Annotated in this window: 28 protein-coding genes; 11 read left to right on the top strand and 17 right to left on the bottom strand. The window is 67.7% G+C overall.

Annotated features, from left to right (window positions below; genetic code table 11):
• Entirely contained in the window at positions 1 to 969 is a 969-nt protein-coding gene (locus tag ACFVAV_RS03760; RefSeq protein ID WP_379029355.1) for an SMP-30/gluconolactonase/LRE family protein, read from the bottom strand.
• Positions 970 to 1083: 114 nt separating this feature from the next.
• On the opposite strand from ACFVAV_RS03760, the gene ACFVAV_RS03755 reads away from it, so the two are divergent.
• Positions 1084 to 1530 (top strand): MarR family winged helix-turn-helix transcriptional regulator, encoded by a 447-nt coding sequence (locus ACFVAV_RS03755; protein ID WP_379029352.1) that lies wholly within the window; start codon positions 1084 to 1086, stop codon positions 1528 to 1530.
• 60 nt (positions 1531 to 1590) lie between these two features.
• Here the strand turns inward: ACFVAV_RS03755 and ACFVAV_RS03750 are convergent, their stop codons facing one another.
• The 3 genes from ACFVAV_RS03750 to ACFVAV_RS03740 form a co-directional block, all read right to left on the bottom strand.
• The gene (locus ACFVAV_RS03750) at positions 1591 to 2043 is read right to left on the bottom strand and encodes an SRPBCC family protein (RefSeq protein WP_379029349.1); all 453 of its coding nucleotides are present in this window, start codon (positions 2041 to 2043) and stop codon (positions 1591 to 1593) included.
• Between the two features lie 67 nt (positions 2044 to 2110).
• The gene (locus ACFVAV_RS03745; protein WP_379029346.1) at positions 2111 to 3070 is read right to left on the bottom strand and encodes an ADP-ribosylglycohydrolase family protein; all 960 of its coding nucleotides are present in this window, start codon (positions 3068 to 3070) and stop codon (positions 2111 to 2113) included.
• Between the two features lie 65 nt (positions 3071 to 3135).
• A complete protein-coding gene (locus tag ACFVAV_RS03740; protein WP_379029343.1) occupies positions 3136 to 3981 on the bottom strand; it encodes a DUF4265 domain-containing protein in 846 nt (281 codons plus the stop codon).
• Between the two features lie 536 nt (positions 3982 to 4517).
• Between ACFVAV_RS03740 and ACFVAV_RS03735 the strand changes: the two genes are divergently transcribed.
• Complete coding sequence (locus ACFVAV_RS03735; protein ID WP_379029340.1) at positions 4518 to 5150, top strand: TetR/AcrR family transcriptional regulator; 633 nt, start codon at positions 4518 to 4520, stop codon at positions 5148 to 5150.
• A complete protein-coding gene (locus tag ACFVAV_RS03730) occupies positions 5150 to 6019 on the top strand; it encodes an alpha/beta fold hydrolase (protein WP_379029337.1) in 870 nt (289 codons plus the stop codon). The genes ACFVAV_RS03735 and ACFVAV_RS03730 overlap by 1 nt, the downstream gene beginning before the upstream one ends.
• Positions 6020 to 6022: 3 nt before the next feature.
• On the opposite strand, the gene ACFVAV_RS03725 is transcribed toward ACFVAV_RS03730, so the two are convergent.
• Both ACFVAV_RS03725 and ACFVAV_RS03720 read right to left on the bottom strand, forming a co-directional pair.
• Positions 6023 to 8083 (bottom strand): prolyl oligopeptidase family protein, encoded by a 2061-nt coding sequence (locus ACFVAV_RS03725; protein WP_379029334.1) that lies wholly within the window; start codon positions 8081 to 8083, stop codon positions 6023 to 6025.
• A gap of 52 nt (positions 8084 to 8135) precedes the next feature.
• Positions 8136 to 8666, bottom strand: a complete 531-nt coding sequence (locus ACFVAV_RS03720; RefSeq protein WP_379029331.1) for a hypothetical protein — start codon at positions 8664 to 8666, stop codon at positions 8136 to 8138.
• 138 nt (positions 8667 to 8804) lie between these two features.
• Between ACFVAV_RS03720 and ACFVAV_RS03715 the strand changes: the two genes are divergently transcribed.
• Positions 8805 to 9779 carry a dipeptidase gene (locus tag ACFVAV_RS03715; RefSeq protein ID WP_379029327.1) on the top strand — a complete coding sequence of 325 codons (975 nt, stop codon included), beginning with the start codon at positions 8805 to 8807 and terminating at the stop codon, positions 9777 to 9779.
• 54 nt (positions 9780 to 9833) lie between these two features.
• Here ACFVAV_RS03715 and ACFVAV_RS03710 read toward each other — a convergent pair whose 3' ends face one another.
• The 3 genes from ACFVAV_RS03710 to ACFVAV_RS03700 all read right to left on the bottom strand — a co-directional run bounded on the left by ACFVAV_RS03710 (position 9834) and on the right by ACFVAV_RS03700 (position 12544).
• Positions 9834 to 10862 carry an NADP-dependent oxidoreductase gene (locus tag ACFVAV_RS03710; protein ID WP_379029324.1) on the bottom strand — a complete coding sequence of 343 codons (1029 nt, stop codon included), beginning with the start codon at positions 10860 to 10862 and terminating at the stop codon, positions 9834 to 9836.
• Positions 10863 to 11055: 193 nt separating this feature from the next.
• Positions 11056 to 12093 (bottom strand): AraC family transcriptional regulator ligand-binding domain-containing protein, encoded by a 1038-nt coding sequence (locus ACFVAV_RS03705; protein WP_379029321.1) that lies wholly within the window; start codon positions 12091 to 12093, stop codon positions 11056 to 11058.
• 121 nt (positions 12094 to 12214) lie between these two features.
• Complete coding sequence (locus tag ACFVAV_RS03700) at positions 12215 to 12544, bottom strand: rhodanese-like domain-containing protein (RefSeq protein WP_379029318.1); 330 nt, start codon at positions 12542 to 12544, stop codon at positions 12215 to 12217.
• Between the two features lie 89 nt (positions 12545 to 12633).
• Between ACFVAV_RS03700 and ACFVAV_RS03695 the strand changes: the two genes are divergently transcribed.
• The 4 genes from ACFVAV_RS03695 (at position 12634) to ACFVAV_RS03680 (ending at position 16201) form a co-directional block, all read left to right on the top strand.
• Positions 12634 to 13107, top strand: coding sequence for a MarR family winged helix-turn-helix transcriptional regulator (locus tag ACFVAV_RS03695; protein ID WP_379029315.1), 474 nt, complete (start codon positions 12634 to 12636; stop codon positions 13105 to 13107).
• An 81-nt stretch (positions 13108 to 13188) separates the two neighbouring features.
• Positions 13189 to 14589, top strand: a complete 1401-nt coding sequence (lpdA, locus tag ACFVAV_RS03690; RefSeq protein ID WP_379029312.1) for a dihydrolipoyl dehydrogenase — start codon at positions 13189 to 13191, stop codon at positions 14587 to 14589.
• A gap of 77 nt (positions 14590 to 14666) precedes the next feature.
• Positions 14667 to 15338, top strand: a complete 672-nt coding sequence (locus ACFVAV_RS03685) for a L,D-transpeptidase (RefSeq protein ID WP_379029309.1) — start codon at positions 14667 to 14669, stop codon at positions 15336 to 15338.
• Between the two features lie 158 nt (positions 15339 to 15496).
• On the top strand, positions 15497 to 16201 hold the full coding sequence (locus tag ACFVAV_RS03680) for a polysaccharide deacetylase family protein (RefSeq protein ID WP_379029306.1): 705 nt from the start codon (positions 15497 to 15499) through the stop codon (positions 16199 to 16201).
• A 78-nt stretch (positions 16202 to 16279) separates the two neighbouring features.
• On the opposite strand, the gene ACFVAV_RS03675 is transcribed toward ACFVAV_RS03680, so the two are convergent.
• On the bottom strand, positions 16280 to 16687 hold the full coding sequence (locus tag ACFVAV_RS03675; protein WP_379029303.1) for a winged helix-turn-helix transcriptional regulator: 408 nt from the start codon (positions 16685 to 16687) through the stop codon (positions 16280 to 16282).
• A gap of 99 nt (positions 16688 to 16786) precedes the next feature.
• On the opposite strand from ACFVAV_RS03675, the gene ACFVAV_RS03670 reads away from it, so the two are divergent.
• Both ACFVAV_RS03670 and ACFVAV_RS03665 read left to right on the top strand, forming a co-directional pair.
• Positions 16787 to 17635: an SDR family oxidoreductase gene (locus ACFVAV_RS03670; RefSeq protein WP_379029300.1), complete on the top strand. Its 849-nt coding sequence runs from the start codon at positions 16787 to 16789 to the stop codon at positions 17633 to 17635.
• Positions 17636 to 17739: 104 nt separating this feature from the next.
• Positions 17740 to 18063 carry a hypothetical protein gene (locus ACFVAV_RS03665; RefSeq protein WP_379029961.1) on the top strand — a complete coding sequence of 108 codons (324 nt, stop codon included), beginning with the start codon at positions 17740 to 17742 and terminating at the stop codon, positions 18061 to 18063.
• Here ACFVAV_RS03665 and ACFVAV_RS03660 read toward each other — a convergent pair whose 3' ends face one another.
• Both ACFVAV_RS03660 and ACFVAV_RS03655 read right to left on the bottom strand, forming a co-directional pair.
• Positions 18064 to 18441, bottom strand: a complete 378-nt coding sequence (locus ACFVAV_RS03660; RefSeq protein WP_379029298.1) for a VOC family protein — start codon at positions 18439 to 18441, stop codon at positions 18064 to 18066. It lies immediately after the preceding gene.
• Positions 18442 to 18535: 94 nt separating this feature from the next.
• Positions 18536 to 19081: a carboxymuconolactone decarboxylase family protein gene (locus tag ACFVAV_RS03655; protein ID WP_379029296.1), complete on the bottom strand. Its 546-nt coding sequence runs from the start codon at positions 19079 to 19081 to the stop codon at positions 18536 to 18538.
• 200 nt (positions 19082 to 19281) lie between these two features.
• Between ACFVAV_RS03655 and ACFVAV_RS03650 the strand changes: the two genes are divergently transcribed.
• Positions 19282 to 20169 carry an NERD domain-containing protein gene (locus ACFVAV_RS03650; RefSeq protein ID WP_379029293.1) on the top strand — a complete coding sequence of 296 codons (888 nt, stop codon included), beginning with the start codon at positions 19282 to 19284 and terminating at the stop codon, positions 20167 to 20169.
• Positions 20170 to 20173: 4 nt separating this feature from the next.
• On the opposite strand, the gene ACFVAV_RS03645 is transcribed toward ACFVAV_RS03650, so the two are convergent.
• Genes ACFVAV_RS03645 through urtB form a run of 5 tightly spaced genes read right to left on the bottom strand, consistent with a single transcriptional unit; the run spans position 20174 to position 24443 of the window.
• Positions 20174 to 20911 (bottom strand): GntR family transcriptional regulator, encoded by a 738-nt coding sequence (locus ACFVAV_RS03645; protein ID WP_379029289.1) that lies wholly within the window; start codon positions 20909 to 20911, stop codon positions 20174 to 20176.
• 14 nt (positions 20912 to 20925) lie between these two features.
• Complete coding sequence (gene urtE / locus ACFVAV_RS03640) at positions 20926 to 21618, bottom strand: urea ABC transporter ATP-binding subunit UrtE (RefSeq protein WP_379029286.1); 693 nt, start codon at positions 21616 to 21618, stop codon at positions 20926 to 20928.
• Positions 21611 to 22423, bottom strand: a complete 813-nt coding sequence (gene urtD / locus ACFVAV_RS03635; RefSeq protein ID WP_379029283.1) for an urea ABC transporter ATP-binding protein UrtD — start codon at positions 22421 to 22423, stop codon at positions 21611 to 21613. The genes urtE and urtD overlap by 8 nt, the downstream gene beginning before the upstream one ends.
• A complete protein-coding gene (gene urtC, locus ACFVAV_RS03630; protein WP_379029280.1) occupies positions 22420 to 23562 on the bottom strand; it encodes an urea ABC transporter permease subunit UrtC in 1143 nt (380 codons plus the stop codon). Before urtC ends, urtD begins: the two co-directional genes overlap by 4 nt.
• The gene (gene urtB / locus ACFVAV_RS03625) at positions 23559 to 24443 is read right to left on the bottom strand and encodes an urea ABC transporter permease subunit UrtB (RefSeq protein ID WP_379029277.1); all 885 of its coding nucleotides are present in this window, start codon (positions 24441 to 24443) and stop codon (positions 23559 to 23561) included. Before urtB ends, urtC begins: the two co-directional genes overlap by 4 nt.
• Positions 24444 to 24456: the final 13 nt, after the last annotated feature.

Here is a 24456-nt window from a genome sequence, read left to right as displayed (position 1 = left end):
TCAGAACCCGTCGACCGCGGTCACCACGAACGGCCCCGGCGTCCCGGTGTCGCCCATCGGCCCGCCCTTGTCGAACTGTGACGACACGATCAGCGCCCGATCGCCGGAGTGCGCCATCGTGGTGGGGATATTCAGTGCGGGATCGTGGAATTCGGCAACCCGCGTCGCGGCGGCACCGCGGTCGGTGACGGTCCAGCGGCTGATGGTGTTCTCGGTGTTGTGAACCACCCACAGGGTGTTGTCCCGCAATTCCATGCCGTCGCCGTGGCGCACATCGCCGCCGGTCACAGTGACCTTGCGAATCGGCTCGGCGCCGGTCAGGTCGATCCGATACAGCTCACCCGCCGACATCGCGACGACCAGCAGATACGTGCCCGCCTGATCGGCGACGATGCCGTTCAGCTCGAAGGTCTGTGGATCACGCGGGCCGAGCGCCGGGCTCAGGTCGTAGCCGACCCCCAATTCCCCACTGCCCTTCGATATTTGGTCCGGGGTCACCCGGTAGACGACATTGCGCACGCTGTCGGTCAGATAGGCGCTGCCATCGGCGCCGAAGTCGAGATCATTGACGAATCGCGGTGCGCTCCCCGGCACTGCGAACGAAGCGAGCAACGCGCGCGACCCGGTGTCGTACACGGCGACGCCCACGCTCGAATCGATCACCCACAGCCTGCCGTTCCGGTCGACCCGCACGCCGTTGGTGGTCTTACGGCCGTCGGCACCCGCGGGCAGGAACACCTCCGCGCGGGTCGCGCCCGCGGCGGCCCGGTAGACAGCACCGTCGGCGAACGAGCCGACATAGCTGTCGCCCGAGCGCGTGTCCACCGCGATGCCCTCGGGGTACACGGCAGTGCCCGGCAGTTCGTAGGCGGTGCTCAGCCGGGGCGTGGTGGGTGTGGCGTCGGTGCCACACGATGTGGCGGACAGGCAGGCGACGGCCAGGGCGATGGTGGCGCTGGTCCTGATCATGATAAAGCCTCTCAGTGATGTAATGCCAGACATCAAGCAATAGGCAGAAATGTAGATTAGAGGTCTAATGATCGTCAAGGGCGTTACGTGATGACGGGCGGATAGCATGCACCCATGACGTCCATGCCCGCTGCCGAGAGGCTCGGCACGTATATCAAGCGCGCCGAGCAGTCCCTGATCGCGGCGAAGACCGCCGCGCTGAAGCCGGCCGGGCTGACCGTTCCGCAGTACAGCGCGCTGCTGCACCTGGCCGAGAACCCCGGTATCTCCGCCGCGGCGCTGGCCCGGTTGGCGGGGGTGACGCCGCCGACGATGAACACCGTCCTGACCAACCTGCAGGACCGGGGCCTCGTCGAGCGGACACCGCACGAATGGCACAAGAACGTGCTGGAGACCCGGCTGACCGAGGCGGGCCGGGAGGTGACCGCGGCCGCCGACGTCCGCGCAGTCGCGGTGGAGCGCACCCTCGCCGCCCGCTTCACCGCCGCGGAACTGGCCGCGGTGACGGAGCTGCTCACACGCACCGCGGAGGCGCTCGACGAGATCCGCGCCGACCTCTGACCTCCCGAAAACGACGAGAGCCCGCCGGATCATCCGGCGGGCTCTCGGGGTTCGGGCAGGTCAGCGCTCCGCGGCGGCCTTGACCTTCTTCAGTGTCTCCTGCATCCCCGCGATCAAGTCGGCCTCGAACTTCTGCTCGCCACCCATCGCTACCTTGATGGTCCCGCGCAGCCACCCGGGCAGGCCCTTGGCGTCGACGGTGCGGGTCTCCACCACCCGGGTTCCGGTGGCGGTCGGCTCGAGGTCGTAGCGCCACACCGTGCGGTTCTCGTTCATCCGGAACGCGAAGGACTTGTTCGGCTCGAAGGTCACGATGCGCGAGGTGGTCGGGTAGATCTTCCAGCCGACCTTGTTGACGTTGACGGTGAACGCGCCGTCGCGGACGCCACCGAGCGCGACCATCTTGAGCGTCGTCGGGCTGAGTTCGGAGACGCGGCGCAGGTCGGCCAGGATCGACCACACTTTCTCCGGCGCTGCGGCGATGTCGATGCTGGCTTCGAGAGTGTTCGGCAACGGTGCCTCCGGGGGTGGGTGTGACGGTCTGTCACGCTCAGCATAGGCACCGTCGACCTGGGGAACCTCAGCCTGTGGTCGGATTTCTTGCAGCCTGATCGCAACGCTGATCAAAAGTTTTGTGGCCGAATAATTCTGTCACCCAGGCCGGCAGCGCTTCCCGTGCTGTCAGCCATTCCTCCGGCACACCGCCCCCCGTCCCGATCCCCGTGCGCGCGGCCACGATTCCGCCGACGATCGCCGCGGTGGTATCCGCATCCCCACCGGCCTCGACACAGGCGGTGATCGCGGATGGATAGTCGTCGCGGAAACTCGCCGCCGCCCACAGCGTGAACGGCACCGTGTCCTGCGCGCTGACCTGCGCACCATTGCCCAGTTCATAGGAAGCTTCGGCCACCGATCGACCGAGGAGCTTCCTGGCGCGGCGCACCCCGCTCGCCGTCCGTCCGTCTACCAGATACGGATCCACCGCATCCAGGAGTTCCGCTGGTGCACAGTCTTTTCCACGACTGGCGGCCGCCCAGCTCGCAGCCACCGCGACGACCATCGCCCCCACGATCGCCTCCGGATGCCGATGCGTCACCTCGGCCGCCGACGCCGCCTCCGCTGCGGCCCGATCGAACTCCCCGGCGAAATACGCCCCGAGCGGCGCCACCCGCATCGCCGCACCGTTCCCCCACGAGCCACGTCCGTCGAACAGTGCCCCGGCCACCTCGGACCAGGGCTGACCGTCCCGAATCTGGTGCAGCACAGCGACTGTGCCGCCGCTGTATCCCCGATACGGCTCGCACCGATCGGCGAAAGCCGCCGCCAGCGCATCGCGGTCGATCCGCCCGCGCTCACGTAGCTCGGTGAATACCGAACACGCCATTTCGGTGTCATCGGTCCACTCCCATGGACCGGCGGGCGGTCGCCCGGCGAGAAGATCGGAAACCGATCGCCCAGGTACGAAGAACTGAGCCCCTAACGCATCACCTACCGACAGCCCATCCAGGCTGTCCCGAGCTATATCGAATTGGTCCGTCATGTGCGAGCCATCCTGCCAACCAATAGTGGTCGACGCAACCAGAACCTCGACCAGGCAACCGCCCCTTACTCCACCGGTCCGTCGCTCTCGGGCTCGTCTGGGTAGGTGAAGTCTTCGATGGTCCAGGGATCGGTGGGTTGGTTGCGCCAGGCCAGCTTGCCGGGTGGCAGGGCCGCCAGTTCGGTGACGGCGGAGTCGGCGTCCGCCACGTGCTGGATGTGGACGAGGGTCGCGGTGTCCGGGTCGAGCGGGTCGTCGGAGCCGTCGGCGATGATCCAGTCACCGTCGGGGTCGTGGACCACGACCAGCGCGGGGCGTTCGCCGGACGCGACGGTGTTGTAGACGCAGGCGGCGAGATCATCGGGGAAGGCGAGACCGTAGGACTCGGGCGGCGGGTCGCTGGGGTTGCGATCGGGAAGCGCGGGGGTGGCGGTGCGCCACCGCTCGGTCACCGAACCGAGGTCGTAGAACCACAGCCCGTCGGCATGTCCTTGCGCGAGAGTGGCTTTGGTTTCCTCGATGTCGCTGCTCGGCGGGACATTCAGCGCGACAAGGCCGGTGCGGCTGCCCTCACCGTCGACCCCGAGCGGTTCGAAGGCGTCGAGTACCGCCTGGCGAACTTCTGCACGCAGACATCCGTCGGCCGGGATGACCCGGATCGTGCAGTTCCCGGACGATTCGAGCACGTCACCCGCCCACAGCACGCCGTCGTCGTCGGCCTCGACCGCGAGGACATCGCCGCATGCGACATCGCGTGCATGAAAAGGGATGTTGTCCAGCCGAACCCGGGTTTCGTCGACCCGCACCGCCCACATCCGCTCCGTCGCGAACGAATGCCACCCAGTCGGATCGTCCGGCAGCCGAAACACCACCCGGACATAGTCGACCTCGTCGCCCTCACTCACCGTCATGCGGGAGAGCATGCCAGGGGTGTGGACGACGGATCAGTCGACATTCCCCGTTCGGGCACTGCGCATCGGTACACTCTCGTTTCACATCTCAATTGTCCCGGCGCGCAGACGATGTGTAGCGGCCGCTGGACGACGGGTGACGCGATCGGTGGCGCATGTCGATCCTTGGCGAGCCGGAAGTTCTTGGGGCTTGTGCAGAGTGACAAAAAAGTTCTAGAAAATTCCTCTAAAACACTCCCTGTTCAGATTTCGCTCGGTATCGTCCGAGACGGCAAATGGCCAGTGACAACGTAGTCACAAAGCATCAACTTGGAGTGACACATGCTTTACAACATCACCGATGACAGCTCTGACGGCAACATTTTGACCCTGCTGCTCGGCCTGCTCACCGCCTCGCTCAGCACTGGTTCTGCGCAGGCCTCGGGCAACTGAGCGGACTATAGCCAACTTTCGGCTAACGCGCGGTAAGCCGGAAGGGCGGCCGAAGGGCCCGATCCATGACGAGGGGATCGGGCCCTTCGGTATTGTCAGCGACAATGTCACAGGATGCGAATACGGGACGAATGTATGCCGGGCAACCCGTAGAGGACCGGCAACGCCAGCGGCGTGCGCGTTTTCTGGAGTCAGGCCTGACGGTCTTCGCGCGCGACGGGTACGCCAACAGTTCGGTCGGTGCCATCTGTAAGGACGCGGGGCTCTCGTCTCGTCAGTTCTACGAGGAGTTCACCGGCCGAGAATCGCTGCTGTTGGAACTGTACGAGCAGATCGATCGGCAATCGCGCGAAGCGGTCGCCGTTGCCCTCGAAGCGAAGACCGACGCACCGGTGCTCGAGCAGATCGAGACCGCCGTTCGCGCCTATGTCGAGTCGATCGGCGCCGATCCGCGCAAGGCGCGGGTGGCGCTGGTCGAAGTGGTCGGCGCAGGCCCCAAGGTCGAGAAGTTCCGGCTGGAGCTGCGGCGGGTGTGGGGGTCGCTGCTGGCCAGTGCCGCCGAGGATGCCGCCCTGCACGGCGAGATCCCGCCCGGCGACTACGAGTTGCGCGTGCTGGCGATCATCGGCGCGGTCAACTACGTCGTCGACGGCTGGAGTGGCTCGGACCCCAGGCCGCCGCTGGACGACGTGATCCAGGTGCTGAGTCGGGTGATTCTCGGTGCGGTAGGGGCCTGATGCCCCGGGTCGAGGTCGTCCCGATCCAGGTTCCCGACGGAACCACGTTGCCCGTGCGCCTCATCCCGGCGCGCGGTTCGCACCGGCATCCGGTCACGCCGGACGCGCCACGGCCCGTGGTCGTCATCGTGCCCGGCCTCGCCGTGCCGGGAGAGTTCTACGAGTACTTCGGCGACCGCCTGGCCCAGCGCGGTTTCGACGTGGCCATCGGCGAGCTGCGCGGCAACGGCGACAGCACGCACCGGCCCGACGCCGACAGTGCCTACGGCTACCACGAATTGGCCTCGGTCGACTTCCCGGCGATGCTGCAGGTGGTGCGTAGCCGATTCCCCGACAGCACCCCGTACCTGCTCGGGCACAGCATGGGCGGGCAGCTCGCCGTCATGTACGCGGCCAGGGCGCGCGGCCGGATCGCGGGGCTGATCCTTGTCGCCTCGGGCACACCGTATTTCCGCGGGTATCGCGGCGTGCTCGGACCCGGGATGCTGGTCGGTACGGCCGCGGTGGCGGTCGCGTCGAACCTGGCCGGGTTCTGGCCGGGCGACATGCTCGGCCGCCGTGCGTACGGCAGGCAGTCGAAGGTGCTCATGTCGGATTGGGCCCGGCTGGCCCGCACCGGACGTTTCGTGCCCGTCGGCGCCGATATCGACTACGAGGAACGGATCTCGCGATTGAAGTTCCCCGTCCTGTCGATCACCGTGGCAGGCGACGACCTGGCACCGCAGACCTCCGCCGACCACCTGCTGGGCAAACTACCCGCCGCGCAGGTCACCCGGTGGCTCCAGCCGGAGGCACTGGGGCACAACGGCTGGATCACCAATCCGGACTCCACCGTCGACGTCGTCGAGAAGTGGCTGCGCGACCGTTGAGTCCTACGCCGAGCGGCGGTCCTCGATCAGCATCTGCGTGAAGAACTCGTAGACCAGGGTGCTCAGGAACGCCGCCTGCTTGTTGTCGGCCGCGCCGCCGTGCCCGCCCTCGATGTTCTCGTAGTACCAGACGGTGCGTTCCTGGGATTCCAGCAGCGCCGCCATCTTTCGCGCGTGCCCGGGGTGCACCCGATCGTCACGGGTGGAGGTGGCGAGCAGGATCGGCGGGTACTGCTTGCCGGTGTCGGTGTTCTGATACGGCGAGTACTCGCTGATGTAGGCCCATTCCTCCGGCTTGTCCGGGTCGCCGTACTCGGCCACCCAGGACGCGCCGGCCAGCAGCAGGTGATAGCGCCGCATGTCCAGCAGCGGCACCTGGCAGACGATCGCGCCGAACAGTTCCGGGTAGCGGGTGAGCATGACACCCATCAGCAGGCCGCCGTTGCTGCCGCCGATCGCACCGAGCCGATCCGGGGTGGTGATGCCACGGGTCACCAGGTCGCGCGCGACCGCGGCGAAGTCCTCGAAGGCGCGGTGCCGGTGTTCCTTCAGCGCCGCGGTATGCCATTCGGGGCCGTATTCGCCGCCGCCGCGGATATTGGCCATCACATAGGTGCCGCCGCGTTCCAGCCACCCCATACCGGCGGAGCCGAGATACACCGGGGTCCGGGAGACCTCGAATCCGCCGTAGCCGTTCATGATGGTCGGGCCGGGCGTGCCGCGACGGTCACGGTGACGAATCACGAAGTAGGGCACGGCCGTTCCGTCGTCGGAGGTCGCGAAGAACTGCTCGGTCTCGATGCCGGTGGCGTCGAAATAGGCGGGCGCCTGCTTGAGTACGGTGGCGGACTCGCCGACGGCACTGCCGAGCAGCGTGGTCGGCGTGGTGAATCCGGTAGTGGTGAGCATGAATTCGTCGCCGCCCTCGAGCGGGTCGAGGTTGTTCACCGAGGTGCTGGACATGGCGGGTGAATCGGCGAGTTCGGCGCCGGTCCAGCCGTCGGGTCCGGGGGTGAGCACGCGCAGCCCGGTCTGTACGTCGCGCAGGGTGGTGAGGATCAGGTGGTTCTCGGTCCAGCCCCACGATTCCAGCGAGGTGTGCGGGTCAGGGGTGAACAGCACCTCGAATTCGCGTGCGCCGGCGAGGAAGTCGTTCACATCGGTGACCAGGAGGCTGCCGGGAAGGTAGGTGATCTCGCCCGGCGTCCACGCGGTCTTCAGGCGCACCAGCAACCAGTCGCGGTACCAGTCGACATCGGCGTCGGTAGGCGTTTCGATCAGGCGCCACGCGCCGTCCTCGAGGAGGGAGACCTCGCTGTTGAAGAAGTCCGTCGACCTGTGCAGATAGTGCCGCTCGTAGCCGGGATGGCGATCGTAGCCCGCGCTGATCGAGACATCGCCCGGCTTTCCCTCGTACACCGTTTCCGCCGCCGACAACTCGGTGCCGCGCTGCCAGCGCTTGGCGATGCGCGGGTAGCCGGAATCGGTGAGCGAGCCGGGGCCGAAATCGGTTCCCACATAGACGGTATCGGCATCGATCCAGCCGATCCGGGACTTGGCCTCCGGCAGCGAGAACCCGCCGTCCTCCGGTGTGATGAATGCCCTTGTGGTCAGGTCGAATTCACGCTCCACGGTCGCATCGGCGCCACCTCGGGACAGGTGGATGATGGCGCGCTCCTGGCTGGGCCGCAGGACCGCCGCACCCGACCACACCCAGTTCTCCCCGTCGGCCTCGGCGAGCGCGTCGACGTCGATCAGCACATCCCACTCGGGGTCGTCGGTGGCGTAGGACTCGAAGGTGGTCCGCCGCCACAGCCCGCGCTGGTGCTCGGCGTCGCGCCAGAAGTTGTACAGCCACGGCCCGCGCCGGCCGGGGTAGGCGATCTTGGTGTCGTCGTCGAGCATGGCGAGCACGCGCGCCTCCAGGTCGGCGAACCGATCCGTCGCCGCGAACCGCTGCTGCACCACTTCGTTGCGGGCGCGCGCCCAGTCCAGCGCGGCCTCGTCGGTCACATCCTCGAGCCAGAGATAGGGATCCGTCACGTCCTGCTCAACGCCACTCATCCCCATATTGTTGCCGATGTGGCCGATCACGTCCCGGGGCGGCCGGTGCGCGTCACCAGTAGTGGGCGACGTCGATCACCACGCGCGCCGGGTTCTCGAGGGTGATGACCCGGAACGGGAGGCGGGCGCGGACGCCGAGGCCGAGGGTGGTCTGGCCCTCGAACGACCCGGCCCAGGATGCCTGGCGGAAGGCCGGGTAGCCGCGCACGTCGACGAGTTCGGTGCGGTCGGCGGGACGGTAGGTGCTGTTGCCCGCGGAGTCGTAGGCGGGGGCCTGCACCACCACCTGGAGGAACGCGCCGCCGCGCAGCGGGACCGCCGCGCCGGAGCCGTCCATGGTGACGGTGTCGACGTAGCCGGCGCGGTAGCCGGCGAGCGGGCCGGACAGGTCGACCACGAGGCGGTCGAAGCATTCGTGGCGGCCTGCCCTGACATCGGCGACGGCGGCCGTCGAATAGTTCGAGCTCGACTTGTCGAGTGATCCCCAGGTCAGTCCGCAGTAGGACGGAGTAGCCGCGGCCGGAATGGTCCATAGGCCCGCGCAGGACGCGATCGTGGCGAGGAATATGAGGAAGCGACGCATGTCGCACCGCCTTCGGGGCAGTGGGAGGAAGGTACTGATTGATCGGACCAACCAGACATAGCGTTAGCGTCGTTCCGATTCCGGATGTGTTGCGAAACGTAGGATCGCAGGTCACGACTCACGAACCGGAGGTGAACAGTGCCGCCCTTCCTGTGGGAGCAGCATTGCTGTCTGCCGTTGCATCACACGGCGCGGATCGGCGAACTCGCCCGGTATCCACTCGGGTCGTATCTGTCGGTCAATGTCGGCTATTCGGCGCAGACCACCGAGGATTCGCTGGCGCTGCTGCATCAGTTCCGGGCTCGAGCGGCGGCCGATCCACGGTTCCGGCTGGTGGCGAGCCTGGCCGACATCGGCGACGACGACGTGATCGCACTGGCTTTCGACCTGGAGGACTCCGGCCCGCTCGGCGGCAACCTGGACAACGTCGAGATGTTCTACCGGCTCGGGGTGCGCTCGCTGCTACCCACCTACAACCACGCCAACGCGGCGGGCTGCGGCTGCCTCGACACCGAGGACACCGGTCTCACCGGCTACGGAAAAGACCTGGTGCGCAAGCTCAACGAGGTCGGCATGTTCGCCGACGGCTCGCACTGTTCGCGGCGCACCGGCCTCGACATCGCCACGCACACCGCAGTGCCGATGATCTACAGCCATTCCAATTTCGCCGCGCTGTGGGAACATCCGCGCAATATCACCGACGAGCAGGCCCGCTCGTGCGCCGCGACCGGCGGCGTGATCGGCATCAACGGGGTGGGAATTTTCCTGGGGCACAACGAGCCTGGCGCGCGGGCCGAACGGGTCGCGGCGATGGCGGACCAGATTCGCTACGGCGTCGACCTGCTCGGGATCGAGCACGTCGGGGTCAGCTCGGACTATTCGTTCGATGGCCAGGAATTCAACGACGAGATCCGCGCCAACCCCGGCGCGTTCTCGGAGTCGTACACGAAATGGGGTCCGTTGCACTGGACCCCGCCCGAGGACCTGCTCGGCGAATCGGATGTGCCCGGCCTGCACGATCTCCTCGCGGACCGTGGGTTCAACGCAGCCGAGCGTGCAGCCGTCTTCGGCGGCAATTTCGCTCGCGTCGCGGGTCAGGTCTGGCGGGACTGACGGTGGACGGCCTTCGGCCCCGCCGGACCGAGGTGGTGTGGCGGGGCCTTCGGGTCAGGCCAGGTGGACGAGCATTTTGCCGGTGTTGGCGCCGCTGAGAACACCGAGGAAGGCGGCGGGGGCCTGGTCGAGGCCTTCGTAGACGGTTTCGGCGGTGCGCAAGGTGCCGTCGGCGAGCCAGCCTGCGGCCTTGGCGATGTATTCGCCGAAGATCGGGAAGTAGCTGGTCACCAGCATGCCGCGCAGGGTCGCTTCCTTCGTCGCCGCGAGGTAGAGGTCCGGGGTCTGCTCCGCGGTGGCGCCGTTGTAGCCGCTGATCGCGCCGACCAGCGCGATCCGGCCGTGCTGGTTGAGTGCCTCGATGGCGACCTTCAGGTGTTCGCCGCCGACGCTGTCGAGGTAGACGTCGACGCCGTCGGGCGCCGCCGCCGCGAGCTGTCCGGCGAGATCGCCCGCGCGGTAGTCGATGGCCACGTCGAAACCGAACTCGTCGAGCAGCTTTCGGGTCTTGGCCGGTCCGCCGGCGGAACCGATCACGCGCTTCGCGCCGAGCGCCTTGGCGATCTGGCCCGCCACGCTGCCGACCGCGCCCGCGGCGGCCGAGATGAACACCGTGTCGCCGGGACGCACCGCGGCGACGTCGGTGAGTGCCGCGTAGGCGGTGAGGCCGGTGGTGCCGAGCACGCTCAGGAAGTGCTGGGGTGCGGCCAGTTCCGGGTCGATCGGGGTCGCGGTGGCGGCGTCGACGATGGCGTGTTCGCGCCAGCCGGCGAAGTGCGAGACCGTGGTGCCGACCGCGATATCGGCGGCGCGGGAGGCGATCACCTCGCCGATGGCCGAACCATCCAGTGCCGCACCGAGTTCGAACGGCGGGATGTAGGACTCCTTGTCGTCCATCCGGCCCCGCATGTACGGGTCGACCGACATCCAGGTGTTGCGGACCAGGATCTGCCCGTCGGCGAGCTCGGGCAGTTCCCGCTCGACCAGGGCGAAATCGGTCGCGACCGGAGCCCCGTCCGGGCGGGCGGCCAGGTGGATCTCGCGGGTGTGGGTGGGCAGCGCGGCGATGGTCGAGTTCGACATGATCGAGCCTTCTTTCGAGGTCAGCCGGTGTTTCTCTCCGGTGCCGACTACGTTATGGCGGCCGGGCCCGCGCTCCCAGGTCCGCGGACGCCACCACCCGGTCCGTTCACGACACGGTCGCCACGTACCGGACGCTCGACATGTCAGCGGCGCCCCGGCGCGTGGAAATATAGTACCGCCGGGCCGTGTGGGCTCACCGTGCGCGTGCTGCGGTCGGCGCGGCACCGGTCCATCGGTGGAACGCCTTGCGCAGGGCGCGGTCATCGGTGAATGCGAGTCGCTGCGCCACGGTCGAGGTGCTGTGACCTTGGCGCAGAAGGGTTTTCGCGCGCTCGTGGCGGAGCAGGTCGAGTTCGTCGCGCCACGAGGTGCCGTGTTCGGCCAGGTGGCGTTGCAGGGTGCGCTCGCTCATGGCGAGACTCTTCGCGACGCGGGGCAGGGCAGGGTCGCCCGCGTCCAGGGCTGCGCCGAGGGCGATGCGGAAAGCGTCGAGGGGGTCGGCGATCGGGCGGGCGGAGGCCAGGACCAGGTCGGCGTGGCTGCGCATCAGGTCGGACAGCATCGGGTCGGCGCGGGCGAGTGGTGCGTTGGCGTCGTCGGCGTGGAAGGTGATCGCATCCGCCTCGGCGTCGAATTCGATGTCGGCGGTGCCGAATACGGCGATCAGTCCGGTGCGGTCGGCGGGCGCGGAATGGCCGAAGCTCACCCGGGTCGGCGCGAGCGGGCGGCCGATCGCTTCGCGCGCGCGGCGCAGGTAGTAGGCGAGCACGTACTCGTTGACCACCGACGCCACCGCCGGATCGCCGGCCGAGGTCCGGTAGCCGATGGTGAGATCGCCGTCGCCGGACAGATCGAAGCCCTCGGTGGCCGCGGTGACCAGGCGGTGATACGGCTGGGCCGCGCGCAGCGAATCCGCCAGTGTCGCACCGGTGGTCACCAGATAGTCCCAGGTGTTGAGTGAGCCGAGCGGCGCGGCGGCGGCGATCGCGGCCCCCGATCCGGCGCCGGGTCGCGCCTGCGCGATCAACTCCCACAACCGCAACAGGGAGCTCATCGGGATCCGGTTGAGCTCCCCGCGCAGGATCACCTCGTCCGTGCCGGGGACCCGCGCCAGCTGGTCCTCGGCCACGCCCGCAGCCCTGGCGGCTTGAACGAGCAGCCGGACGAGGTGGGTGGACGCCGTGCCGTCGAGACGGCGACCGATCCCGTCCGCCGACGTAGCACCACTCACCCCCCGACCCTACTGCGCCGACCCGTGGGTCGGTCCGCGGTGACTGAGCTCGCCCGGCCATGGCTTCGACGACGTTCACCCGGCCACGGTGGCGATGCCAGGTGGCCGGGTGGGTCGTGGGTCAGGCCGAGGTTTCGACAGTCAGCCCCGCATCGGCCCAGTCCTGGATGCCCTCGCGGTACTTGCGGACGTTGGTGTAGCCCAGCGCTTCCAGCTTGCTCGCGACGGCCTGGCTGTTGCCGCACGCCGCGTTCGAGCAGTAGGTCACGATGGCCGCGTCGCGGTCGGGGAGGAGGTCGGGGGCGCGGTCGGCGACGTCGTCCTCGATCAGGTTGAGGGCGCCGGGTAGGTGTGCCTTGGCGTAGTACTCGGGACCGAGGGCGTCGAGCACGGTCACGGTGTTCGCCGCGATTTCCTTCGCCAGTTCGTCGCGGGTGATGAGTGCGGTCATGGGGTCCACCTCAGTCGTCGGAAGAATTTATGTGCGTGCACACGCTACTATTTGTGTGCGCACGCACGCAAGTGGTCTATGGTGGTGTGGTGCTGAACGAACCGCCGTCCCGTCGTCCCGCGGTCGCCGCGTGGGCCGCGTTGCTGCAGGTGCACGCCGCCCTCGTCCCCGAGCTCGACGCCGAACTGCGCAAAGCCTGTGGACTACCGCTGACCTGGTACGACGTTCTCCTCGAGCTCGATGCCGCCGGGCCGATGCGGATGAGCGACCTCGGCGAGAAGGTCGTCCTCAGCCGTACCAGGGTGAGTCGCCTTGTCACGGAACTGGAATCGAGCGGCCTGCTGTCTCGCGAGACCAACCCCGACGACGGCAGATCGGCGCTCGTCGCCATCTCCGACCTCGGACGGCAACGGTTCCGCGAGGCCGCCCCGCACTACCTCGACGGCATCGAACGCCGCCTCGGCGCCCAGGTGGACCCCGGCGAACTCGAGGCCATGGCCGCCACGCTGCGCAAGGTGCTCGGCGCGACCGATCTGGCCCCGCCACGGCTGCGCCGACGGTGACCGGCGGCCGGTCACGCGCACATCTCACCTATGTGGGGGACGGGTGGGTGAACTCTCCGAAACAGAGTTAGGCTCGGGGTCGTGACTTCCCACTACGATGTCGTCGTTCTCGGCGCTGGTCCCGGCGGATACGTCGCCGCGATCCGTGCCGCTCAACTCGGCCTGCGAACAGCGATTGTCGAGCAGAAATACTGGGGTGGCGTGTGCCTGAACGTGGGCTGCATCCCGTCCAAGGCACTGCTGCGCAACGCCGAACTGGCCCATATCTTCCACAAGGAAGCCAAGACCTTCGGCATCTCCGGTGAGGTCAGCTTCGACTTCGGCGCCGCCTTCGATCGCAGCCGCAAGGTGGCGGACGGGCGCGTCAAGGGCGTGCACTTCCTGATGAAGAAGAACAAGATCGACGAGTTCGACGGCCTCGGCACCTTCACCGGCCCGAACTCGATCGATGTGGCCCTCACCAAGGGCGGCGCCGAGACGATCACGTTCGACAACGTCATCATCGCCACCGGCACCGTCACCAAGCTGCTGCCGGGCACCCAGCTCTCCGAGAACGTGGTCACCTACGAGGAGCAGATCCTCACTCGCGACCTCCCCGGCTCGATCCTGATCGTCGGCGCCGGCGCGATCGGCATGGAGTTCGCCTACGTCCTGAAGAACTACGGCGTCGACGTGCGGATCGTGGAGTTCCTCGATCGCGCGCTGCCGAACGAGGACGAGGACGTCTCCAAGGAGATCACCAAGCAGTACAAGAAGCTCGGCATCACTATCACCACCGGTGCGGCCGTGCAGACGATCGACGACGACGGCTCCAAGGTCACCGTCCAGATCAAGGACAACAAGTCCGGCGCGGTCGAGACCGTCACCGTCGACAAGGTGCTGCAGGCTGTCGGCTTCGCACCGCGCGTGGAGGGCTACGGCCTGGAGACCACCGGTGTCGCCCTCAATCGCGGCGCCATCGAGATCGACGACTACATGCGCACCAACGTGCCGCACATCTACGCGATCGGTGACGTCACCGCCAAGCTGCAGCTCGCGCACGTCGCCGAGGCGCAGGGTGTGGTCGCCGCCGAGACCATCGCGGGCGCGGAGACGCTCACCCTCGGTGACTACCGGATGATGCCGCGCGCCACCTTCTGCCAGCCGCAGGTCGCCAGCTTCGGCCTCACCGAGGAGCAGGCCCGTGCCGAGGGCTACGACGTGAAGGTCGCGACCTTCCCGTTCACCGCCAACGGCAAGGCGCACGGCCTGGCCGACCCGACCGGTTTCGTGAAGCTGATCGCCGACAAGACCCACGGCGAGCTCATCGGCGGCCACCTCATCGGCCCCGACGTGTCGGAACTGCTGCCCGAGCTGACCTTGGCCCAGAAATGGGACCTCACGGTCAACGAGCTCGCGCGCAACGTGCACACCCACCCGACGCTCAGCGAAGCGCTCCAGGAAGCGATCCACGGCCTCGCGGGCCACATGATCAACTTCTGAAGTATCGAAGACATCGAAGGGGCGGTCGCACAGCGGCCGCCCCTTCGCCGTGTCCAGGTGCTCGCGACACGAATTGCGTGTATTTCTTTTCGGCCAAAATTTCGGGCATTGATTTGGCGAATCGCGTTCTGTGCCTGATGATGCGAGAGCACCTCCAGGTAGTTCCAAGCTCGTGTTCGACAGGTTTTGTGTTCCATGAGATGGTCCCCTCGCCCGGCGGCTCGCGGGTGGCGGGCACGGTTGAGAGGCAACGGACTGTGAAGCGCATTTTCGGTTGGGTAGCACGTTCTGCGGCTCTGGTCGCGGTGGCCGGATTCGGCACCGTGGCGCCCGCGATGGCCGAACCGCTGTTCCCCGGTGGCCCCGATGTTCCCGGTGTTCAGTCGATCATTCCGACCGCGTCGCCGTGCCCGGTGGTCGAGGCCAGGGCCTGCATGCGGCTGTCGACGAACGAGGCGTGGCTGGTCGACAACGGCCGCGTCATCTTCGGCCCGACACCGATTTCGCACGGCATGGCCGGCTACGAAACCCCGCCCGCGGTCACCAGGATTTCCTTCAAGCGGGAATTCCACTGGAGCACGATGCACAATGCGCCGATGCGCTGGGCCACCTTCTTCAACGGTGACATGGCATTCCATGTCGGCCCGGTCAATTCGCAGTCGCACGGATGTGTGCGCATGACCGAAGACGGCGCCCACCGTTTCTTCGACTACCTGAACCCGGGCGACATCACCCAGGTCATACAGTAGCCGCCTCTCCGCGTATTCAGGCCGGGCTTAGGTGCGGGGCTGGTCGGCGTTGGCGGCTGGCGGTCTACACCGGGTACGGGTTAGCCCGTGCCCGGTGAGTTACCCATGTTCTTGCGTTCGCCAGTCGGCTAGTTCCCCTCCTGCGGTATACAGCTTTAGTGCGTAGGTGGTTGGTCGGTGGGGCTGCGGGGGTCGTCGTAGTGCTGGCAGTTGTTGCCGGGCTGTATGTGCTGATGAATTCGCGGACCTACCAGCTGGCGGGCAGGTTGGTCGATCGGGTCGAGACCGACGAAAAACTGGTCGCGCTGACCTTCGACGACGGGCCCACTGAACGCACGCCCGAGATTCTCCGCATGCTCGCCGAACTGCAGGTCCCCGCCACCTTCTACCTGGTCGGCGACAATCTGGCCGCCCACCCCGAATACGGTGCCGCGATCGCTGCCGCAGGCCACGAGATCGGCAACCACTCCTACTCCCACCGCCGGATGGTGCTGATCTCCGGCGACACCGTGCGCGACGAGATCGAACGCACCGACGCCGAAATCCGCCGCACCGGCTACCAGGGGCCGATCACCTTCCGTCCGCCCTACGGCAAGAAACTCTGGGCCCTCCCGAACTACCTAGCCGAGCACGACCGCACGACGGTGACCTGGGATGTCGAACCCGATTCCGCGGGCGGCGCCACGCGCGAAGCCATCGTCACCGACACCTTGGCCCAAACCAGGCCGGGCTCGATCGTGCTGCTGCACGTCATGCACGGCCGCGAATCCGCCGCGGCTGTCCCCGACATTGTCACGGGTCTGCGCGCCCGAGGCTACGAGTTCACCACCGTTTCCGACCTCGTGAAACGAGCATATGGGTAACTCACCGGGCACGGGCTGACCCGACTCGGCAAGTAACCGCCGGCCGCCAACGCGAAACGCCCCGCACCTGAGCCTGGCCTAGATACGCGGAGAGGCGGAACGGTGGTAGTTCGACTGGGCCTCGCGGACGGTGTCCATGTTGGTTTCCAGGACCACGATCAGTGACTCCAGCCGGTCGGCCACCTGCGCGCCGAGTTCGGTGAGCGTGTATTCGACACGCGGCGGAATGGCTTCGAGCACCTCGCGATGAACCATGCCGTCGCGTTCGAGTGTCTGCAGGGTCTGCGACAGCATCCGTTCGCTCACGCCGTCGACCCGTCGGCGTAGCGCGCTGAACCGGTACGGCCCCTCGCGTAGGGCCACCAGCGCCAGCACACCCCACCGGCTGGCGACATTCTGCAGTACCGGCCGCGATGTGCAGTTACGTGCGAAGACGTCGGCTTCCAGCGCCTGATCGTCGTCGGTCGACGGGGGCTGCGTGCTCATGGTGCCGATCGTACCGGTCTTGACCAGAGCTCTTGCGGAATGAATAGTGCTTACTAATAGTTAGTGCATGAAGATCAGTGCGAACCCTGGAGGAAGATCATGACCGTTGCGGTGACCGGAGCGAGTGGACAGCTGGGCAGGCTCGTCGTCGAGGCTCTGCTGGAGGTAGGGGAGCGACCGGTGGCGATCGTGCGCGATCCCGCCAAGGTGGCCGATCTCGCCGAACGCGGCGCGCAGGTGCGCCAGGCCTCCTATGACGACCCGGCCGCCCTCGATGCCGCGCTCGCGGGTGTCGACCGGGTGCTGCTGGTCTCGGGCAACGAGTTCGGCGCCCGGGTCGCCCAGCACACCACTGTCATTCGGGCCGCCGAGCGTGCGGGCGTCCAGCTGCTCGCCTACACCAGCATCCCGGTCGCGTCGGACAACCGGATGATCCTCGCGCAGGAACACCGCGGTACCGAGGAGGTCCTCGCGACCGCGACGGTGCCGACGGTCCTGCTGCGCAACAGCTGGTACTGGGAGAACTACGCCGCGGGCGCCGCGCACGCCGCACAGACCGGTGTGCTCGCGGGCGCATCGGGTGACGGCAAGGTCTCCGGCGCCCCGCGCGCCGACTACGCCCGGGCCGCGGCGGTCGTGCTCACCACCGACGGCCACGAGGGTCGCGTCTACGAACTCGGCGGCGACCATGCGCTGACCGGCGCGGACATCGCCGCTGTGATCACCGAGGTCACCGGCACGCCGGTGCGCTACGAGAACCTGGCCGAAGCCGACTACGCCGCGGTCCTCGGCCAGGCGGGCCTGCCCGACCCGGTGGCGGCGGCACTGGCCGACGCCGACAGCGGCATCGCCGACGGACTGCTCGAGGTCCGCACCGGCGATCTGGCCAAGCTCATCGGCCGCCCGGTGTCCCCGCCGGCCGAGGCGTTCCGGGCGATTCTGGGCTGAGATCAGGGGTGTGCCGACGGGGAGCCGTGTGGCAGAGTTCGGGTGTGGCTACCGAAACTCCCCGTCGACGCACGCACTCCTATCTGAGCGGGCTGCTGTTCGTGATGGGCGTTCTGCACTTCGTCGCGCCGAAGCCGTTCGACGGCATCGTGCCGCCGAAGCTGCCCGGCAACCCGCGGACCTACACCTACGCGTCCGGGGTTGCCGAGCTCGGTGTGGCGACCGCGCTCGCGGTGCCGCGCACCCGCCGCTTCGGTGGCTGGCTGGCCGCGGCACTGTTCATCGGCGTCTTCCCCGCCAACGTCCAGATGGCCGTCGACGTGGTCGGCAACCCCAAGGCGCCCGGCCTGTTCAAGGCCGGTGTGCTGGCGCGGCTGCCGCTGCAGATCCCGATGATCGTGGCCGCGCTGCGGATCGCGCGCCGCTGATCACACCCACTGCACGAGCTGGATGACGATCCCGTTCGGGTCGGTCATCTGGAAGTAGCGCTCGCCCCACTCCTCGGTCTCGATGGGCGTCTCGATCGGAACGCCCGCACCGCGCAGGCGTTCGTATTCGGTGTCGATGTCGTCGACGGTGAACACCACGAGCGTGCCGTCGCCGGCGTTGCCCGCGATGCGCGCCGGCTTGAACGTGGTCAGCCCGGTGCGCAGGTAGATGACGTTCATGCCCGCGTCGGCACGTTGCAGGGAGACGAATCCGTCGGCGGCCATCTGCTCGGTGAAACCGAGGTGGTCGATCAGGAACCGGGCCGAGGCCTGCGGGTCGGCGACATTGAGCGAGATGGCCGAACTGGTGATCTGCATGCGGTTCTCCTCGGTGGCGATTAACTCCGTACTTTGTACGCCTTAACGATGGCGAGAAGAGCCCCCGTTCCGCCCTATGACCTGGGTCACAGTTCTAGAAGGTATCTCGGTCGATCCGCAGCGTCGTGATGGTGGCGGCCAGGCCTTCGTACTGGTTGATCAGCAGCACGATCTCGATCAGCAGCCGTTCGTCGTAATGCGCGGCGAGCGCCGCCCAGGCCGCGTCGTCCACATTCCGGGTGGTCACCAGCTGATCGGTGACGGTGAGCAGGGCTCGCTGTCGCGGCGTCCAGCCCTCGGCATCGGGCCCGGTGCCGATCCGGTCGATCTCGACGCCGGTCAGGCCCGCTTTGCGGCCGAGACGGCGATGGTGGTCGGTCTCGTAGGCGCACTCGCGCAGGTGCGCGACGCGCAGGATCACCAGCTCGGCCTCGGCGCGGGGCAGCCGCCCACCCGGCATGAGCTTGCCGGAGAAATGCAGCCAGCCGCGGAACAATCCGCCGGTGCGACCGAGTGTGCTGAAAAGATGCGCGTCGTCGGTGCCCGAGGCGCGGGAAAGCACTTGCCAGACAACCCAGTTGATCGGTCCGAGCTCGCCGAACCGTCCCGGTGAAACCCGTGGTAGGGGCGCTGCGGCCATCTGGTGTCCACCTGCTTTCTCGACGTCGCCCGGTCGAGTCGGAGCGTACTCGCCAGTATCGAATTTCGGTGCCGACTGCGCGAGAGTGCCGGTTTTCTTTGGTTTCCAGTGGTTTTCGCAACAGTTGCGCGTCATGATCGGTGGGTACCGCAGCGCGCAGCGGCGGTGTGAGGTCGCAGCACTGGTAGGGGTACATCGGAATGCTGGTTCGGATCAGGCCGGGTGCGGAGCTCTCCGGCGCCGAGCGGGAGTTCGTCGAATGCCTGCATGCCTATCCGAGCACGGGGCTCGCGCTGGTCGATTGCCAGGTGGGCGATCGCAGGCTGGGCGCGGTGATCGTGACACCGCGGGGGATCACGGTCATCGAGGTGATGGGGTTCCGGCGGCGGCAGAGCGGGCTGCTCGCGGTGTCGGCGGGCACCTGGACGATCAGTGACAGTCCGCTCGATCTGGACACCGAGCAGTCGACAGGCCTGACCGACCGGGTCGAGCACGGCGTGCACGCGGTACGGGTCGCGCTGGAGCAGGCATTGCAGGACAGCAGGCATGTGTCCGGCGCGGTGGTGATGGTGCCCTATCGGGGCGTGGTGGTGCGACCGGCGCGCACCGCCCTGCGACCCGGGCTGGACGTGCTCGTCGCGAATACCGTCGACGCCCATGAGCTGCGGGTCTATCTCGAGGGGTTCTCCGCGGGCCCCCGTGAATGGACCATCGACCGGGTACTCACCACGTGCACCGCGCTGGGCGTCGGTGACCTGACACCCTCGCGCAACGACCTCGCCGCCGACGGTTTCGACGGCAACCGTCCGGCGCAGGCGCCGATCCCGCCGCAGCCACGCAAGTTCACCGAACCGATCCAGGCGCCGCCGGCGGACCCGACCCGGCGGGGAAAGCTGGCGGGGCCGATCGTGTTCGCGGCGGCCCTGATCGGTGTCTTCGTCGTGTTCCTGGTGGTCGGGCAGGCCCTGCTGGACGACCCGCCCACTCCGCGGACGACCTCGGAGACCACCCAGACCACGACCAGGGCGCCCACCACGCCTGCCAGTAAGGGGCCGACCCAGTGCTGGCCGTTCCAGGACGGCTGCTGAACGTTCAATCCCGCACGGCACTACCGAGTTTGGTGAACGCGATCGCTTGCTCGGCGCGCACCCGGACGTGGGCGCGGGAGGAAGCGATGTGGGCGGTGAGGGTGTGCAGGGCCTGGTCCTGCTCGCCAGCCAGCACCTGCTCGGCGATGGCGATGTGGTCGGTGGTCATCGCCGCGACCCGTTCGGCGTTCGGCGCGTCCATGGTGCGGACCGGGCGCACCCGCAGATAGACGGCTGTCAGCGCGTCGGCGAGCGCCGAATTGCCCGCTGCCCGAAGCAGTTCGGTGTGGAATCGTTCGTCCGCTGCCACCAGCTCCGGCCCGGGTTCCGGTGGCGTGTCGCGGTATTCGCGCCAGCGATCCAGTTCGGCGCGCACGGCGGGCAGGTCGTGTGCGGCCGGACTGTGTGGCTGGACCGAGTCGGTGGCATCGATGCGCTGAAAACCCCTCGCTTCCAGCACGATCCGTAGCTCGTAGAGCTCGTCCAGCTCCGCCAGGCGCAGGCGGTACGGGTAGAGCCCGTCGGGATGACGCTGGACCAGCCCGTCGGCCTGCAACCTGGCCAGCGCCTCGCGCACCGGGGTGCGCGAGACGCCGTACCGCAGGGCCAGCCGTTCGGCGCGGAGTCGTTCGGTCGGTTGGAGTTCCCCGGTGGCGAGGTCGTCCCGCAACGCCACGTAGACGCGCTCGGCCAGCGACACCCGTCCGGGACGGACGCCCTCACCTGAGCCCTTTCGTGCCATGCGGGGGCCTGCGTTCAGATCGCCATCGCCGCGCGGACCGCGGATTCCGCGCCGGTCCCGCCCTCGCCCGACGAGCCGAGATGCCCCGAATGCAGCACGTAGTAGTGCTGGGCGGCTTGCAGTGCGAAGCCGATGTGCTGCTCGACCAGCAGCACACTGAGCCCACCGCGCCGGGTGAGGTCGATGATGGTGCGCTCGATCTCGGCGACCACCGACGGCTGGATACCCTCGGTCGGCTCGTCGAGGATGAGCAGCTTGGGCTCGGTGATCAGGGCACGCGCGATGGCCAGCTGCTGACGCTGGCCGCCGGACAGCAGACCGGCCTTGCGGGTCAGCAGTTCACGCAGCGCGGGGAACAGGTCGAGCGATTCGTCGATCAGCGCCTTGCCTCGCTTGCGTCCGTCCGCCACCACCTGCAGGTTCTCGGCGGTGGTCAGCTGGGGGAAACTCTGCTGGCCCTGCGGGACGTAGGCGATACCGCGCTTGACCCGTTGCGACGGTGCGAGTTTGGTGACCTTCTCGCCGTCGAAGGTGATCGTGCCGGACTTGGTCGGCAGCAGCCCGACGGCGGTGCGCAGCAGGGTGGTCTTGCCCGCGCCGTTGTGGCCCATGATGGCGACCACGCTGTCGTCGGGCACGGTCAGGCTGACGCCGTGGATGACCTCGGTGCGCCCGTATCCCGAGTGGATGTCGTGTAGTTCAAGCATCGGCCGACTCCTTGTTCGTCTCGTCCTCGGCAAGTGCCGCGGTGCCGAGGTAGACCTCCTGCACCTTCGGATCGGCCTGCACCTCTTCGACGCTGCCCTCGCTGAGCACCGTGCCGCCGGCGAGGACGGTGACCGAGGTGGCGAAAGATCGCATGAAGTCCATGTCGTGCTCGACGACGACGACCACGCGGTCACCACCGATGCGGCGCAACAGGTTTCCGGTCTCTTCCCGCTCCTCGGCACTCATGCCCGCGACCGGTTCGTCGAGCAGCAGCACCGAGGCGTTCTGCACCAGCAGCATGCCGATCTCGAGCCACTGCTTCTGGCCGTGCGCCAGCACCCCGGCGGGCTTGTCCCGCAACGCAGTGAGACCCGTTGTCTCCAAAGCCTCTTCGATACTCGGCAACACCGATTTGCGTGCCCGCAGCAGCGACAGCGCCGAACGGCCCGCTCCCGCCGCGATATCCAGGTTCTGCAGCACGCTGAGCTGCTCGAACACGCTCGCGGTCTGGAAGGTGCGGCCGACGCCGAGACGCGCGATCTGGTGCACCTTCTTGCCGAGCAGCTCGGTGCCCGACTTCTGGGCCGAGCCGGTGGCGGGCACCAGGCCGGTGATGGCGTCGATGAGCGTGGTCTTGCCCGCGCCGTTGGGGCCGATCAGGAACCGCAGGTCGCCCTGCAGCACCGTCAGATCGACGTCGGTGACGGCCTTGAATCCGTCGAAACTCACCGAGAGACCACGGATTTCGAGGTAGTCGCTGTCCATGCCCGCGTTGCCGCCCGCTTTGGGCTCGTGTGTGGTCATCGCGCTTCCACCTTCTCCTCGGTGACGACGGCGGGTTCGGCCACCGCCGGTGCGGGTGCGGGTGCGGGTTCCGGTTTCCGGCTCTGCCACCAGCCCTTGAACAGCGGCCACAGTCCGGCCAGTCCGGCGGGAATGAACCCGACGACCACGATGAACAGCACGCCCTGCAGGTAGGTCCAGCCCGACGGGAACGACTCCGAGAGCGAAGTCTGCGCCCAGGCGACGCCGATCGCGCCGAGGACCGGGCCGAGCAGGGTGGTGCGGCCACCGATCGCGACACCGATCAGGAACGCGATCGACGGGACGACGCCGATGTCGGCGGGGGAGATGATGCCGACGATCGGGGTGAACAGCGCACCCGCGATGCCTGCCAGGAACGCCGCCACCACATAGGCGACGATCTTGATGTTGGCCGGGTCGTAGCCGAGGAAGCGCACCCGCTCCTCCGCGTCACGCACCGCGACCAGCAGTTCGCCGTAGCGGCTGCGGTTGAGCTGCCGGATCAGCGCGACGACCAGCAGCAGCGTGCCTGCGGCGATGAAGAACAGCATCTGGCGGTTGACCGGGTCGGAGAGCCGGAACCCGAAGAAGGACCGGAAGTCCGACAGGCCGGTGAAGCCACCGATGGCCTGCTGACCGGTGAGCAGGATGGCCAGCGCCGCGGCCAGCGCCTGGCTCAGGATGGCGAAGTACGCGCCACGCACCCGGCGCTTGAACACGCCGTAGCCGAGCACGGCGGCCACGAGCGCGGGCAGCACCAGGATGGCGAGGATGGCCATCGGCGCGGAGGCGAACGGCTGCCAGAACGCGGGCAGTTCGCTGATGCCGGAGATCTCCATGAACTCCGGGACATCGTTGCCGAGGCGAGCGGCGTCGGCGAGCTGCATGTGCATGGCCATGATGTAGGCGCCGATGCCGAAGAACACACCCTGGCCGAGGGTGAGCATTCCGCCACGGCCCCAGGCCAATCCGATGCCCGCCGCCACGATGGCGAAGCAGAGGAACTTGGCGAGCAGGTTCAGGCGGAAGTCGCTCAGGACCGCCGGGGCCACCGCGAACAGCAGGAAGGCGGCGATGGCGAAGCCTGCGAGCGGGGTCAGCCTGGGGTAGGCGCTGAGACGTTCCTTGAGTGCGGTCATGCCAGGCTCCTCGTCCGCACGGTGAACAGACCCTGCGGGCGGACCTGCAGGAAGATGACGATCAGCACGAACACGATCACCTTCGCGATGGACGCAGTGGTCGAGTATTCGATGTACGAGTTGAGCAGGCCGAGCGCGAATGCCGCGATGACCGTGCCCTTGATCTGGCCGAGGCCACCGATCACGACCACCAGGAACGCGTCGATCAGGTAGCTCTGACCGATGGTCGGACTCGTCGAGCCGATCAGGGTGAGCGCGACACCGGCGACACCGGCCAGGCCGGAGCCGATGAAGAACGTGCTGATATCGGTGAAACGCGAAGAAATGCCGGAGGTTTCGGCCAGCCCGCGGTTCTGCACGACGGCGCGAATACGCCTGCCCATCGGCGTGGCCTTGAGCACGGCGGCCAGCGCGGTCACCGCGACGATCGCCAGCACCAGGATGAAGATGCGGGTCTTGGGCACCACGGCACCCGCGATAGTGATTCCGCCACTGAGCCATTCGGGCACGAGCACGTTCTTGGCGGGTGCGCCGAAGATGTCCCGCGCGGCCTGCTGCAGCACGAGCCCGACACCGAAGGTGACCAGCAGCGTGTCCAGCGGACGGTCGTACATGTAGCGGATCAGGCCCATTTCCAGGGCGGCGCCGAGCAGGCCGCCGATCAGGAAGCCCAGCAACAGCGACACGACCAGCGAGACGCCCGCCGACGAGAAGACCTGCTGCACAACGTAGGTGGTGTAGCAGCCGGCCATGATGAACTCGCCGTGCGCCATATTGATGACGCCCATCTGACCGAAGGTCAGCGACAGGCCGAGCGCGGCGAGCAGAAGAATGGATCCCAGGCTCAACCCCGTGAAGAGCTGGCCGATCAGCACGTCCATTGCAGTGGACTCC

The sequence above is a fragment of the Nocardia sp. NPDC057663 genome (genome assembly GCF_042799895.1).
GTDB lineage: Bacteria > Actinomycetota > Actinomycetes > Mycobacteriales > Mycobacteriaceae > Nocardia.
Note: the sequence above shows the minus strand (reverse complement) of the source record. Positions and strands in the feature narration are given on the sequence as shown.